This window comes from Kitasatospora sp. NPDC089913, from assembly GCF_044748625.1.
Lineage (GTDB): Bacteria > Actinomycetota > Actinomycetes > Streptomycetales > Streptomycetaceae > Kitasatospora.
The window spans coordinates 135,482-151,031 of record NZ_JBIVGI010000014.1; the positions used below are offsets into that span (position 1 = coordinate 135,482).

7 protein-coding genes are annotated in these 15,550 nt (G+C 72.5%); 6 read left to right on the forward strand and 1 reads right to left on the reverse strand.

Annotation, left to right across the window (positions count from 1 at the left end):
• Positions 1-13 precede the first annotated feature (13 nt).
• Positions 14-496: a hypothetical protein gene (locus ACIPYS_RS22245; RefSeq protein ID WP_400748546.1), complete on the forward strand. Its 483-nt coding sequence runs from the start codon at positions 14-16 to the stop codon at positions 494-496.
• A gap of 50 nt (positions 497-546) precedes the next feature.
• On the opposite strand, the gene ACIPYS_RS22250 is transcribed toward ACIPYS_RS22245, so the two are convergent.
• Positions 547-684 carry a hypothetical protein gene (locus ACIPYS_RS22250; protein ID WP_159424743.1) on the reverse strand — a complete coding sequence of 46 codons (138 nt, stop codon included), beginning with the start codon at positions 682-684 and terminating at the stop codon, positions 547-549.
• Positions 685-1,051: 367 nt separating this feature from the next.
• Here ACIPYS_RS22250 and ACIPYS_RS22255 point away from each other — a divergent pair, with 367 nt between their 5' ends.
• From ACIPYS_RS22255 to ACIPYS_RS22275, 5 genes are all read left to right on the forward strand, one after another.
• Positions 1,052-1,759: a hypothetical protein gene (locus tag ACIPYS_RS22255; protein WP_400748549.1), complete on the forward strand. Its 708-nt coding sequence runs from the start codon at positions 1,052-1,054 to the stop codon at positions 1,757-1,759.
• 72 nt (positions 1,760-1,831) lie between these two features.
• The gene (locus ACIPYS_RS22260) at positions 1,832-3,412 is read left to right on the forward strand and encodes a hypothetical protein (protein WP_400748551.1); all 1,581 of its coding nucleotides are present in this window, start codon (positions 1,832-1,834) and stop codon (positions 3,410-3,412) included.
• Between the two features lie 265 nt (positions 3,413-3,677).
• Positions 3,678-14,300, forward strand: coding sequence for a LamG-like jellyroll fold domain-containing protein (locus ACIPYS_RS22265; RefSeq protein WP_400748554.1), 10,623 nt, complete (start codon positions 3,678-3,680; stop codon positions 14,298-14,300).
• Positions 14,301-14,322: 22 nt separating this feature from the next.
• Positions 14,323-14,904, forward strand: a complete 582-nt coding sequence (locus ACIPYS_RS22270) for an SMI1/KNR4 family protein (protein ID WP_400748557.1) — start codon at positions 14,323-14,325, stop codon at positions 14,902-14,904.
• A 22-nt stretch (positions 14,905-14,926) separates the two neighbouring features.
• Positions 14,927-15,469: an isochorismatase family protein gene (locus ACIPYS_RS22275; RefSeq protein WP_400748560.1), complete on the forward strand. Its 543-nt coding sequence runs from the start codon at positions 14,927-14,929 to the stop codon at positions 15,467-15,469.
• Positions 15,470-15,550: the final 81 nt, after the last annotated feature.

A 15,550-nucleotide genomic window follows, 5' to 3' on the forward strand; every position in this document is an offset into this window, starting at 1 on the left:
CGACGCACCGCCGGTGCCTGTGGTGTGGGCGCCCGTGGTGCGCGAGGCCGCGGCCGGGCCGCCGTTCGCGGTGCTCGTGGTGGAGGTCGGCCGGCGACTGCACCCGGCCTTCGTCGAGGCGGCGCCGGCGAGCGGCTTCGCGCCGGCGGCGGGAGAGCCGCCGGACACGGACGCGGTGGTCGAGACGTGCGAGGGCGTGCCGGTACGCCTGCGCCTGGCCGGCGGCGAGGTCTGGGAGCCGGTCTCCGAGGTCCCGGTGTCGGCGGGGTGGCTGTCGGCGGCCGCCGGGAGGCAGACGGTGGTGGTGATCGTGGTGCCGCCGGGAACCTGGCCGATCGGCCTCTCCGACCCCGACCTCTCCGACCCCGACCTCGCCGACCCGGGCTCCGGCCGGGCGGCCCGGGCCCTCGCCCGGAGCCCGGAAGCCGCCCGCGCCGCGGGTCCGGTCCTCCACGGCACCGCCACCCTCGCCCCGGCCACGGCCGGGCCCGGGTAGGGCCGCCGCCGCTCCGCACAGCACGTGTGCGGAGCGGCGGCGAACGGTGCTCACTCGTCGTGGTGCCGGGTGGTCGGCTTGTCGGCGGCACGGCGGCGGTCGCCGAGCGCCGTGAGGGCGGAGATGAGGGCGCCGGCGAACGAGGCGATCTCGCCGGCGGCACTGACCAGGGTCAGCCAGGTGTCCATGAGGGGCTCCTCGTCGTTGCTGTGGGGCCGGCCGGCTCCGCTCCTGTGCGCTCCTCAAGAATCGGGTGCGTTCGGCGGAGAAGAACGAAGTGCGGACGTGCTGCGCACGGACCGGGCACAATGGCGGGCAACGGGGGCCGGTGACCGGAGTGTTCGTCGACTGTTGCTGATCCGGGTGCGTCGTTCTGCGGACACCTGCGGGAGCGGTCGGTGGACCGGGACGTGAGGGGCGGGATTCGGGTTGGCGGGGTTCGACAGGTCCAGATGGCCGCGCGACGGGGCGGTTCGCGCCCTCCTGGAGCACCTCGACGAACTGCATCGGACCGCGGGGCGGCCCTCGCTGGCCGAGATGGCGCAGGGCACCGCGATGAGCAGGAGCATGCTCTGGCCGTTCTTCACCGGCGTCCGGCTGATCAACGAGGGCAGTCTGAACCGGCTGGTCGTGCACCTGGACGGTGATGTGGCGAGGGCGGAACGGCTGCGGAAGAAGGCGGCCGCCGAGTGGGACGACCGTCCCGACCCGGCGCCGGTCGGTCCGGCCGAGCGGGCACAGGCCCCGAACCGGCCGCTGCACCTCTTCAAGGCAGGCTGCGCCGTCGGTGATGCGACAACGCTTCAGCAGGACGCGCCCGACCGGTTCGAGGAGTTCCTGGGGTCGCTGCGGATCCTCGGCCTCGACGACGCCGAGGTCGAACCGCTGCACGAGATCAGGGCCGGGCTGGAAGAGGCGCGGTCCGTCGCGGCCGGCCGGGCCGTCATGGTGGCCTACGGAGGGCTTCTGCCGGAGGTGATCGGGCTGGTCGAGGAACGCTCGACCGGTGAGGAGTTCCGTTGGTTCCGGCTGGGCAAGCTGCTGCAGTCGATCGCCCTCGTGGCTTCGCTCGCGTGGCCGGAGGATCCCGACATCGACGACGAGCGCACCGAACTCTTCTACCTGTCCGACATGATCGACATGCCCGAGGGGCTTCGCGCGCATCTGAAGAGCTACTGCAGGCTGAGGCTTCCCGCCACGGAACGGATGGAGCTCCTCGGGGAGGCCTACCGGCTGAAGCGGGCCGTCTGCGCGATCCTCTGAACCGGTCCGTTCCGTCGGCTGTCGCGACACGGCCGAGGCCGGTTGTCGGTGGTGGCTGCCATGATCGCCCGCATGAACGACGCCGCGAACACCGACGCCTCCGCCGTGACCTGGACCGCCGATCTGCCGACCACCGTCGAGCTGGTCCGTACCCTGCACGACCTCGACGACTGCTGGACGCGGGCGGACGTCGAGCGGCTGGTGGAGGCCCGGCCCGACTGGAAGATCCGCCGGGCGTTCACCGACATCCTCGTGGTCGGTCTGCAGGCCGAGCTGCGCTGGCCGGCCGGTGCCGAGCTCTTCCTCGGCACCACCGAGCCGAAGGCCGACACCTTCCGGCGGGCCTGGGTGCCGCTGCTGCAGTTCCGCCTGCCGACGCCGGCCGGTGAGCGCCACGCCGCGCTGCGCACGCTCTCCGAGGCGCTGCGCGCGGTCGGCGCGCCCACGCCCGTGCCGACGGCCGCCGACGGGTTCGGCCTGCGCTGGCAGTCCGCCGGGCGCACCATGCTGCTCCAGGCCAACGACCGCCGGGCCTGGATAGCGATCCAGCCCCATGTGCGGGAGGTCCGGCACGTCAGCCCCGAACTGCCCGCCATGGTAGCGGCGTTGGTCCCGCTGCTGCACGACGCGCCCGGCGGGTACCTGCCGGTCGAGGCGGTCCGCCGAGCGGTCGCCGAACTGCCCGCGGCCGAGGGCGGGTTCGGCGACGGCTATGTCGACATCCGCACCCCCGACCCGTACTGCACACCGTCCTTCGCCCTGCGCGGCTACCTGCGCGGCGCCCCGGAGGGCACCTACGACGTGCTGGACCTGCACCGGTTCGAGCTCGGCCCGTCGACGCTGGAGCACCGCCGTGACGTGTTCGGCGAGATCTACCGGGCGGTCTGCGCCGTCCTCGGCGAGCCGACGTTCTTCGGCGGCGGCCCCGACGGGCCGGACGTCCGCTGGCGCGAGGCCGGCGAGCACGGCCGGCTGCTGCGGCTGCTCTGCGGGGGGCGGCGGGTCCGGCTGGAGACCGAACCGGCCGCGGCGTTCGAGGAGGAGGAGCACGGCACCTTCGAGTGGGGCGGCCCGTCCGGCGGCTCCGAGGGGCCGAGCGACTTCCCGCGGCTGCCGTACAGCTGGCAGCTGCACATGCCGGTCCAGGCCCCCGGCGGTACGGCCGACTACCTGCCGGGCGGGCGGCTCGCCCTGTCGCTGCCGCACCTGCGGGAGGGGCTGGAGTGCCTCCTGGCGGCGTGGATCGAGCAGCTGCCGGTGCAGCGGCCGGGCGAGAAGGCCATGTTCACGATAGCCGCGCCGCAGATCAGCGGCGGACTCTCGGTCACCTACAGCACCGTGAAGGGCGTGCTGCTGCGGGTCGGCCCGCGCCCCGGAGACCTGGACGAGGGCTCGGCCGCGATGACGGCGGACGGCTGGCAGGCCTCGGGCCGCCGCTTCAAGGCGGAGTGGCGGAACCCGACGGAGGAGACCGCCCGTGAGGTCGCCGCACTGATCACCACCGAACTCGCGGCCCGCGGCATCAGCGGCGACTCCGGCTTCGGCCTCGGCCCCGGCAGCATCACCGCCCGCCGCCCGGGCATCGGGCTCTCGCCCCAGCTGGCCGACCACGGGTTCCTCCGCGTCACGGGCCTGGGGCTGGAGACCTCCTGAGGCGAGGTGAGGCCCGGGGCGCCGCGGAGCCGGCCGGCAGTCCGCCACCGGCTCCGCACTCGCCGCGCCGAGACGTTTCCGAGGCCGGAACAGTTCCCTCCGTCCGTGGGCGATACATGACGCTTGAGCATCCGATGCACCGTTTCCCCCTGTGATACCGGTCACCTTCGTGCCGGTTCGGGTCCGATCGGCCTTCTCAGCCGGAACACCGGTCCGATATATCTCTGCCCGATCTTCAGTACGAGTCGGGGGAATTCTTTCGGTGTTGGCACTGCGTCGTTGCCTTGCGCTGCTCATCTGCACGGTGCTCACTGTGCTCGCCGCCGCCAGCGGGGCGAGCGCCGTCGCACCGCCACCCGTCGTGGCCGCAGCCCCCGATCCGGGGGCACTGCCCAAGCAGGTCGGCTCCGACGCGGCCGGGCGGCCGAGCGAGGTACCGGCCGAGCTCACCGGTGCGGGCGCCGACGGCGGCCGCACCGGGCACGAGGCAGCCGCCGGTGAACTCGCCCCGGAGGGCCCGACCCCGACCCCCGCTGTTCCTGCCGCGGCCCCCGCGCCGGTGGCGCCGCCGAAGGCCGAGGTCGTGCCGGCCCCCGACGTCCCGGCCAAGCCCACCGAAGGATTCAACCCGGCCCGGAGCACCGAGGTCGTCGACAAGCGCGCCGAGCAGGAGCGCACCTTCCGCAACACCGACGGTACCTACACCACCCGGTACTACCCGGCCCCGGTCAACTTCCGTCGGTCCGACGGGTCCTGGGTGGCCATCGACACCACCCTGCTGCCCACCGGCACGGCCTCCCTCGGTCGCGCCGCCCCCACCCAGGACGGCTGGACCACCACCTCCGGCGAACAGCGGCTCGACTTCGCGCTGACCGCCGACCACGACCCGCTGGTCCGACTGAGCCTCGGCGACGGGCTCTCGGTCGGCTACGCCCTCCAGGGCGCCGCCGCCGTGCCGGGCACCGCGGAGGGCAGCACGATCACCTACCCCGGTGCCGTCCCGCACGCGGACGTCACGTTCCGTGCCGGCAGCGACTCCTTCAAGGAGACGCTGGTGCTCAAGAACGCCGACGCCCCCACCGAGTGGGTCTTCCCGCTGCGCCTCCAGGGGCTGAACGCCGCCCTCGACCCGAACGGCGCCCTGCAGTTCACCGACGCCGCGGGCACCGTCCGCGGCCGGATGCCGGCCGGCTGGATGGAGGACTCCCACCAGGCCCCCGACTCCGGCGGGCAGGGCGTCGTCTCCAGCGGCGTGACGTACGAGCTGGTACCGGTCGGCGACGGCGTGGCGCTCAAGGTGAAGCTCGACCAGGACTGGCTGCGCGCGCCCGAGCGGGTCTTCCCCGTCATCGTGGATCCCTCGGTCTCCCGGGTGAAGGCGGTCGAGAGCACCTACGTGCTCTCCCCGAACAACGCGGACTTCTCCTCCGACACCCTCCTCAAGGTCGGCACCTACAACGGTGGCGGAAACCGGGCGGCGGCCTTCCTGAAGTTCAACGGCCTGGAGAACACGCTGCGCAACGCCACCGTGCTCAGCGCCAAGCTCGCGCTCTACAACAGCTGGTCCTACTCCTGCAACGCCCGGCCGGTGACCGTCCACCCGGTGACCTCCAACTGGTCGCAGGGTTCGGTCCGCACGTGGCCCGGCCCGTCGATCGGCGGCGCCCTGGTGTCGAAGAGCTTCGCCCACGGCTGGCACGCCGAGGGCAGCAGCACCTGGGCCTGCGCCCCCGACTGGGAGACCATCGACCTCGGGGAGGAGGGCAAGAACCTCGTCAACCGCTGGACGCACGGCTGGCAGGCCAACTACGGGCTCGCCGTCAAGGCCGACGACTGGGACTCCTACGGCTGGAAGAAGTTCGCCAGCGAGAACGACGGCCCGGGCGCGCCCAGCCTCGACATCACCTGGTCCAAGTACGGCGCCGACTACGACCTGTACGGCTGGGTCCAGCCGGTCACCGCCACCCAGGAAGGCATCTTCCGCATCCGGGCCTGGAACCGCGGCCAGGACACCTGGACGCCGTCCAGCAACTACAAGATGTCGTACCTGCTCTTCGACGAGTGGGGCAACAACATCACCAACTACGGGACGAACATCGCCTGGACCTCCGTCTCGGCCGACACCCCGACCCACGCCGGCAACATCTTCGACGCGCACATCCGCACGCTGCCCCAGGGGACGTACACCATCGCCTGGACGATGGACGACTTCGGGCACAGCAACTTCTACGCGGACACCGGCATACCCCCGCTGACCATCCGGTTCTCCTCGGTCAACATCCCTCCCGTGCTGACCGGCATGGCCCCGCTCTCGCACTCCGTGGTCCGCCACCTCCAGCCGACGCTCACCGCCGAGGGCACCGACGCCGACCACGCCCCGCGTTCCACCGTCGACTACCGCTTCACCGTCTGCCGGGTGGAGGGACAGAAGAACGACGTCGGCTGCCAGCAGTCCGCCTGGCAGCCCTCCGGTGCCTTCGTGGTGCCCGACGGATGGCTGAAGTGGAACGAGCAGTACGCCTGGTACGCCGAGGTCGGTGACGGCGCGGCGGCCAGCCCGACCTCCCAGCCCGCCTTCTTCCGCACCGTCGTCCCGCAGCCGACCCAGTACACCACCGCGGCCGACGCCGGCCGCGACATCAACGCGGCGGCGGGCAACTACGCCACCGCCGCCACCGACGCGACGCTGCCCACCGTCGGTCCCGAGCTGTCCGTCACCCGCAGCTACAACTCCCTGGACCCGCGTACCGACGGGGCCTTCGGCGCCGGCTGGACCAGCCGCTGGGACATGCGGATCGATGTCGAGGCCAGCAGCTGGCTCTCCTTGCCCGGGAACGTGCTGCTCACCGCCTCCAACGGCTCGCGCGCCAGGTTCGCCTGGGACGCCGCCGCGAAGGCCTACGTCGCGGGCCCCGGACAGGCCGCCGAACTGCGCAAGCAGGACGGCGGCGGCTGGACGCTGACCGACCGGACCGGCAGCGTGCACACCTTCGACGCCGCCGGTCGCCTGGTCCGCACGGCCGACGCCGCCGGGCACGCCCAGGAGATCTCCTACACCGCCGGTCGACTCGCCCGTGCCAAGGACGTGCTGTCCGGGCGGGCCCTCGACTTCACCTGGACCGGCGGCCACATCACCTCGGTGACGGCCTCCGGCGCCACCGGCAGCTGGACGTACGTCTACACCGGCGACCGTCTCACCAAGGTCTGCCCGCCCGGTGTGGCCACCACCGCCACCACCGGGTGCACCGGCTACGAATACGCCGACGGTTCGCGCTACCGCTCCGCCGTCCTGGACGCCGGACCGGTCGGCTACTGGAGGCTCGGCGCGGCCGACGGCACCGGCATCGCCAACGAGGCCCAGATCGCCGACCGGGCCCCGGCCCGAGCCTCCGACGTGACCTTCGACCCGCTCGGAGCACCCGGCAGCACCGGTGACGGCTCCACCGTCTTCCCCGGCCGGGCCGGCTCCTTCGTCGAGTTGCCGAGGAAGACCGTCAGCGCCTCGACCTCCCGGTCGGTCGAGCTCTGGTTCCGCACCTCCGCGCCCGGCGTGATCCTCTCCTACGCCAACAAGGAGATGGGCCAGTCGCCCTGGCACTACACCCCCGCGCTCTACGTCGACGCCAACGGCAGGCTGCGGGCCGAGTTCTGGCAGGGCGGGCCGAGTCCGATCACCTCCACCGCCCCGGTCACCGACAACACCTGGCACCACGTGGTGCTTTCCTCGGCCGTGACCACCCAGGCGCTGTTCCTCGACGGACGCCAGGTCGGCACGCTGGCCGGCACCGTCGACCACCTCGACCAGGAGCTCACCTACCTCGGCAACGGCTACACCCCCGGCTGGCCGGATGCGCCCGCGCAGACCGCCTTCACCGGTCAGATCGACGAAGTCGCCTTCTACGAATACCCGGTGACCGAACAGGTCGCGGCGGCGCACGCCGCGCTGCGCACCCCGGCCGCCCAGCTCACCAAGGTGACACTGCCCTCCGGCCGGACCACCGCCCGGATCGGCTACAACGCCGCGACCGAGCGCGTCGCCACCGTCACCGACGGGGCGGGCAGCACCTGGAAGGTCTCCGAGCCCGCGTACACCGGCGGCTCGTTCCTCTACAGCAACGCCGTGAAGGCCTCCGACCCGGCCGGTTACTGGCGGCTGGGCGAGCGTGAGGGCGCCGTCGCCGCCGGCGAGGTCGGCACCGGCACGGCGGGCAGCTACAGCAGCGGCGTCGGCCTCCGGGCCCCGGGCGTCTTCTCGCCCGCCGACGACACCGCGGTGCGTTTCTCGGGTGGTGCGCAGTCGCAGGTGGAGGTGCCGGAGGGGGTGTTGCACGGTTCGAAGGACGTGGCCGTGGAGTTGTGGTTCAGCACGCAGAAGCCGGGTGTGCTGGTGGGTGACCAGTCGTTGACGATGGAGGGTGCGCCGGGTGCGGGGGTGGACTGGGCGCCGATTCTGTATGTGGGTTCGGACAACAGGTTGTACGGGCACTTCTACGGTGGTGACGGGATCGTCAGTGCCGGTGCGGTGACCGATGGTGGTTGGCACCATGTGGTCCTGTCGGCGGAGGGGGCGAGGCACTCGCTCTATCTGGACGGTGCGCTGGTCGGTGTGTCGACGTCGGGTGCGGTGGACCACCAGCGCAATGTGCACACCTATCTGGGGGCGGGGTTCGCGAAGGGCTGGGCCGCGGCGCCGGCGGATGTCAGCCGTTTCACGGGCAGCATCGACGAGGCCGCGATCTACCAGCACCCCCTGAGCGCGGCCGACGTGGTCGCGCACTACCGCGCGCGCAGTGCCCAGGTCACCGGCCAGGGGATCGGCTACCGCGGCGCGGTGGCCGCCGACTCGCCGGCCGGCTTCTGGCGGCTCGACGAGGCCGCCGGTCCCCGCGCCGCGAGCGAGGTCGCGGCCACCCGGGGCGACGGCACGTACGGCTCCGGTGCGCAGCCCGGCGGCCCTGGCGTGTTCGGCCCCGGGGACGGTACGGCGGTGCGTTTCTCGGGTGGTGCGCAGTCGCAGGTGGAGGTGCCGGAGGGGGTGTTGCACGGTTCGAAGGACGTGGCCGTGGAGTTGTGGTTCAGCACGCAGAAGCCGGGTGTGCTGGTGGGTGACCAGTCGTTGACGATGGAGGGTGCGCCGGGTGCGGGGGTGGACTGGGCGCCGATTCTGTATGTGGGTTCGGACAACAGGTTGTACGGGCACTTCTACGGTGGTGACGGGATCGTCAGTGCCGGTGCGGTGACCGATGGTGGTTGGCACCATGTGGTCCTGTCGGCGGAGGGGGCGAGGCACTCGCTCTATCTGGACGGTGCGCTGGTCGGTGTGTCGACGTCGGGTGCGGTGGACCACCAGCGCAATGTGCACACCTATCTGGGGGCGGGGTTCGCGAAGGGCTGGGCCGCGGCGCCGGCGGATGTCAGCCGTTTCACGGGCAGCATCGACGAGGCCGCGATCTACCAGCACCCCCTGAGCGCCGATCGCGTCGCCGCCCACTACCAGGCGCGCTCGCTCTCCGCCGCGACCATGCTCGCCTCCCGGGTGACCGTCACCGACCCGGCCGGCGCAACTGCCACCGACGTCTACGACGCCCAGCGCGGCCTGCGCCTCATCTCGCGCACCGACACCACCGGCGCCACCACCACCTACGGATACGACACCGGCGGCTACCTGCACACCGTCACCGACCCCAACGGCCACAGCACCATCACCGGCCAGGACGCCCGCGGCAACACCGTCTCCCGGACGACCTGCCGTGACCTCGACTCCTGCTGGACCGGCTACACCACCTACTACCTCAACAAGGACAACGACAAGGACCCCCGCAACGACAAGCCGATCGAGACCCGCGACCCCCGCTCCACCGGCCCCGCGGACAACCGCTACCGGACGGCCATCGGCTACACGGCGCTCGGCCTGCCGGAAACCACGACCCTGCCCGACGGCCGGGTCTCCCGGACGACCTACACCACCGGCACCGAGCCCGCCACCGGTGGCGGCCTCACCCCGGCCGGCCTGGTGGCGAGCGAGGTGAGCCCCTCCGGCGCCACCACCGGCTACGCCTACTTCGCCTCCGGCGACCTCGCCGGCAGCACGGCCCCGTCCGGCCTGCGCACCGGCTACACCTACGACGCCATGGGTCGGCGCATCACCGAGACCCAGTACTCGGATGCCCAGCCGGGCGGAGTGACCACCACCTTCGACCACGACGCGCTGTCCCGGGTCGTCACCGAGACCGGCGTCCGCACCACCGACGCCGTCTCCGGCACCGCCCACCAGCTGCGCATCACCCGGACCTTCGACGAGGACGGCCGCCTGCTGACCGTGACCGGAGCGGACCTGCTGGGCGGTGACCGGCCGCGCACCACCAGCACCGGCTACGACGCGGCGGGCCGCCCGGCCACGACCACCGATGCCGAGGGAGGAGTGACCAAGTACGGCTACGACGCACTCGGCCGCACCACCTCGGTGACCGATCCGCTCGGCCAGGTCACCCGCTCGACCTACACCGCCCGGGGCCAACTGGCCACCACGGTGGCCGAGGGATGGAACGGTGACGGAAAGGCCGCCCGCGACCTCACCACCGAGTCGCGCGCCTACGACCCCGCCGGGCGGCTCGCTTCGGTGACCGACGCCATGGGCGCCACCACCGCCTACACCTACTACGACGACGGCCTGCCGGCCACCGTCACCGCCCGGTCCGTCACCCGGTCCGACGGCACCACGCACCCGGTCGTGCTGGAGAGCGCCGAGTACGACGGCGCCGGACACCTCGTCAGGCAGGTGACCGCCGGTGGCCGCACGACCGTGCACACCGTCGACGCCGCCGGGCGGACCGTCACCACGGTGGCCGACCCCGGCGGTCTGGACCGCACCGTCAGCTACGGCTACGACGCCGACGACCACGTGACCTCGGCGACGGCCAAGGCCGGCGCCACCGTGAATCAGCTCGCCACCTCCGCGTACGACGCCGCCGGCCGGCTGGTCCGGACCGAGTCGTCCTCCAGCGCGGGCGGACCGACCGCCGTCACCACACACACGTACGACCAGCGCGGCCTGCTGCTCACCAGCACCTCGCCGAACGGCAACGGTCCCGGCGCTGACCCGGCCGCGTACACGACCGCCTACCGGTACGACGAACTCGGCCGACTCGTCACGGAGCTGCAGCCCGCGGTCTCCGCGGAAAGCGGCGGACAGCCCGCGACCGTCGTCCGTCCGACCACGGTGACCGGCTACAACACCTTCGGTGACAAGGTCTCCGGCACCGACCCGCTCGGCCGCACCACTGCCCTGACGGTCGACCGGCTGGGCCGGGTCACCGAGAGCCGGCTCCCCGGCTACACCCCGCCGGGCGGAACGGTGCTCAACCCGGTCGCCCGAACCGAGTACGACGCGCTGTCCCGGGTCACCGCCTCCGTCGACCCGGCCGGGCGCCGGACCATCTTTGGCTACGACCGGTTCGGGCACCAGCTCCAGCGCACCGACCCCAACTCCGCCGGTGGCCTCCAGCCGCCCGTCGACGACAACCCGCCCGTCTGGAAGGCGACCTGGACGCCCACCGGTCTCCAGCTCTCCGCCACCGACCCGACCGGCGCCCGCACCGAGTCCACCTACGACGAGCTCGGCCGCCGGCTGACCGGCACCGTGGTCGAGCGAAAGCCCACCCTGCTGAACCTCACCACCCGCTACGGCTGGGACGACGCCGGCAACCAGACCGTGGTCACCAGCCCCGGGGGCAGCATCAGCACGGCCACCTACAACGCCGCCGGCCAGCCCACCAGCGGCACCGACGCGGCGGGCCGGGTCACCCGCACCGAGTACGACGCGCTCGGACGCGTCACCCGCACCGTCGCACCGCTCGGCGAGTCCGTGGTGACCGGCTACGACGCGCTCGGCAACGCCGTCCGCAGCTCCGACGTCGACCCGGCGGGCACCGTCCTGCGCACCCGGCAGAGCGGCTACGACCTCGAAGGCCGGATGACCAGCACCACCAGCCCGGCCACCGGCGCGACGGCCACCCTCGGCTACGACGCCGGGGGCCGGCTGGTCCGCCAGGTGGAGCCGGTGGCGACGGGTCAGACGATCACGACCACCTACGGCTACGACGCCGCCGACCACCGCACCCGCTTCACCGACGGCAAGGGCAACACCACCACCTACACCTACACGCCCTGGGACCTTCCCGAGTCGACCGTCGAGCCCGCCACCGCTGCCCACCCGGCGGCCGCCGACCGCACCTGGACCACCGTCTACGACATCGCCGGGCGGGCCGTCCGCGCCACCGAGCCCGGTGGGATCGTCCGCACCAGCACCTACGACCCGATGGGCAGGCTGACCGGGGAGACCGGCACAGGGGGCGAGGCCGCCACCGAGGCCAGGACCATCCAGTACGACAAGGCCGGGCGGACGGTGCTCACCAACGGCAACGGCATCAGCTCGCAGGACTACTCCTACAACGACCGAGGTCAGCTGATCGAGGCCCGGATCTCCGGCGTCGACCAGTCCTGGGGCTACGACAAGGACGGCCGGCTCACCGACCGCTGGGACAGCAGGACCGGCTGGGCGGCCTTCGGCTACAAGGCGGACGGCCAGTTGGCCTGGTCCTCCGACCAGTTGAGCGGCGCCCAGCTCTGGTACGGCTACGACGGCGACGGCCGTCGCAGCATCCAGTACTACGCGACGAAGAACCCCGCCGACCCGGCCGCCGAGTTCCGGGCCACCTCGGGCCGCTACCTGAGCTACGACCCGCTCGGCCGTCTCGCCGCCGACCGTGTCGTCCAGGAGGGCAACGGCTATCCGACGATCACCGGCACCGCTTACGAGTACGACCTCGACGACCGGCTGACCCGCCGTACCGAGAGCGCCACGGGCACCACTCCGGCGGCCGACAACCGCTACGGCTACGACCAGGCCGGCCGGTTGACCTCCTGGACCAACGGCCCCTCCAGCACCGGGTACACCTGGGACGCGGCCGGTAACCGCACCGGGAACGGGACGGCGACGGCCGTCTACGACGAGCGCAACCGACTGCTCTCCGACGGCACCAGTACCTACCGCTACACCGCGCGCGGCACCCTCGCCGCGACGACCACGGCCGGCACCGACCTCACCCGGACGTACGACGCCTTCGACCGCCTGGTCGGCGAGGGCCAGACCACCTACCAGTACGACGGCCTGGACCGCGTCGTCCGCCGCGGCACCGCCGTCTTCTCCTACGACGGAGGCACCAACAACCTCATCTCCGACGGCACCTGGCGCTACGGCCGCGACAGCGACGGCACCCTGGTGACCGCCGCCGACGCCGCCGGCCCCCGGCGGGTGCGCACCGACCGGCACACCGACGTGACGGCCACGCTCGACGTGACGGGCACCGCGATCGGCTCCAGCACCACCTACGATCCCTTCGGCAAGCCGCTGGCGCGGACCGGGACCGGCACCAGCCTCGGCTACCAGAGCGGGTGGACCGACCCGGCGAGTGGCGAGGTCAACATGCACGCCCGCTGGTACCTGCCGGGCACCGGGGGCTTCGCCAGCCGCGACTCCTGGGACCTCGACCCCAGCGACGGCTCCGCCCAGGCCAACCGCTACGGCTATGCCAACGGGGACCCGCTGGACGGCACCGACCCCACCGGCCACCTCTGCGTCACCCCGGCCCCCAACATGGCCTGCATCACGGTCTTCCCCGACATCAGCCTCGGCGGCGTCGACAAGGCCATCACCGGCGGCAGCAAGTTCGTCGTCAAGCAGGGCGGCAAGAACGGTGGCAAGGCCCTGAAGTTCGGCGGCCGGCTGCTGGGCCCCATCGGCCGGATCATCTCGATCATCTCCGACGCCGAGCCGCTCGGCGACGACTCCTGCACCGGCCGCTACGGCATGAGCTGCGCCGACTACTTCGGTCGGCCCACGACGGTGGACCGCACCGACGACCGAAACGAGCGGCGCTGCCAGCGCCAGTGGTGGCGCCAGGAGTGCGGCGGCGACGGCGTGCCGCCCACCACGACACCGACCGGCACCGGTACCGGGGCAGGCGGTGGTGGCGGTGGTGGTGGTGGCGGCGGTGGTGGCGGTGGCACCTGCATCAGCTGCAAGCGGGTCGTCCTGCCACGCGCTCCCGAGCCCCGGCCCATCCCCGACCGGCCCGCCCCGCTGCCGGACTGGAAGGCCCCGGACTTCGCCCAGTTGCTGATGAACCTCACCGCCGTCTACCTGGCCGACGAGCTCACCCGCCTGCTCGGCCTCGACCCGACCCACTTCGCGCCCACCGAGCAGGACCGGACCGCCCTGTGGCCCGTCCCCGACTCGGTGCCGGGCGGAAAGAACAAGGGCCGCACCCGTGAGGACGACAAGTGCGACGACGGACCGGGCACCAGCGAGACCGGGCACGCCGTCTTCATGCCGCGCCAGCGCTACTACGACAACCACCTCCAGCGCTCCGAGTGCCGGGCCACCCGGGTGTTCGCGATGCTGGACGGGTCGGACTACTGCAAGGGCCGCAACTGCCCCGGCGTCAACACCAACGGCTCCACCCGGCCGCCCGGCATGACCGAGATCGAGGCCGAGCCGGGGAACCCGAAGGCGGCCAACGGACACCTGATCCCGGCGGCCGCCAAGGGCTCGGGCATCGACCTGCGCAACCTGGTGGCGATCTACGAGAAGACCAACACGCCGTACCTGAGCAGCGGCGTCGAACGGGACATCGTCCAGGCCATCAAGAAGGGCAAGCACGTCGCCGTGTCGGTGGAACCCACCTACCGCAGCGCCAACACCGGGGTGGTGGAGTCGCTTGAATACAATTACTTCATCCTGGAGGACAAGGTCTTCAAGCACTGCGTGATCACCCAGACCCCGACCGGTGGCAGCACCAAGGGGACGAGCAACTGCCCCAAGACGTAGGGGCGGCGACAGGAGTCGACAGATGGACGAGCACCTCACCCGGCTGTACGCCGTCCTCGGCCCGGCCTCCGGGCCGGGCGCCGCGGCCGAGGACTGGCAGCGCCTGGAGGCCGAGCTGGGCGTGGACCTGCCGGCCGACCTCAAGGTCCTCACCGACCGTTACGCGCCGGTGCGGCTGAACGGGGCCGTCCATCTGTCGAACCCCTCCACGGAGGTCAACGGACTCGGCCACTACATCCGCGAGACCGTCGAGGTGTACCGGGACTGCGAGTTCACCGAGGAGAACTTCCCCGGATTCGCCGAACCGCTGGGCTTCGGCGGCCCCGACGGCCTGATCCCGATCACCGGCACCCCGCACGGCGAGCACGTCTTCCTGCACCGGGACCGGGCGGCCGGCGCCTGGTCGGTGGTGGTCTACGTCGGCGCCGACGACGAGTTCTACCGGTACCCGATGAGCTTCGCCGAATGGCTCCGCCGCTACCTGGACGGCGAGTCCGTGGCCGGCCCGAACAGCGAGCAGGTCGTCCCCGGTCCGGTCCGCATCGAGGATCTCCCCGCCGGGCCCGGCGCCACGCCCACCGAGCGCCTGGGGCCGCCGCGTTGACGGCTGGGCTAGGGTGACGGGCATGCCGGACACCGCGTTGCTCGTCGTCGATCTGCAGAGCGCCCTGCTGGTCGGGGCCCACGACGTGGAGGGCTGTCTCGCCCGCGTCGCCGCACTGGCCGGGCGCGCCCGCGCGGCCGGTGCGCCGGTGGTCTACCTGCGCCAACGGGTGGACCACCCGGATGTGCCGGCCGACCTGCTGGAGGTCCATCCGGCGGTGGCCCCGCACCCGGGCGACACCGTGCTGGAGAAGGACAGCGCCGACTCCTTCCTGGGCACCTCCCTCGACGAGCTCCTGCGCGGGCGGGGCGTCCGGCGGGTGGTCCTCACCGGCTACGCCACCGAGTACTGCGTCGACTCCACCGGCCGCAGCGCACTCTCGCACGGCTACGACCTGGTCCTCGCCGCCGACGGCCACACCACGCCCACCCGCCCCGCCGACAGCCCGCTGCCCGCCGCCGCCCAGGTCGTGGTCCACCACAACGCGCTCTTCGCGACGATCCTCTACGCCGGGCGCACGGTCCGGGTCCTTCCGGCGGCGGAGATCGACTTCACGACCCGGTAGCCACGGCCGGGCCACCCGGGCCACCCGGGCCGGGCCGGTGCCGGGTGCCGATCACCACGGCCCGCGAGCGCCGGGGGACTG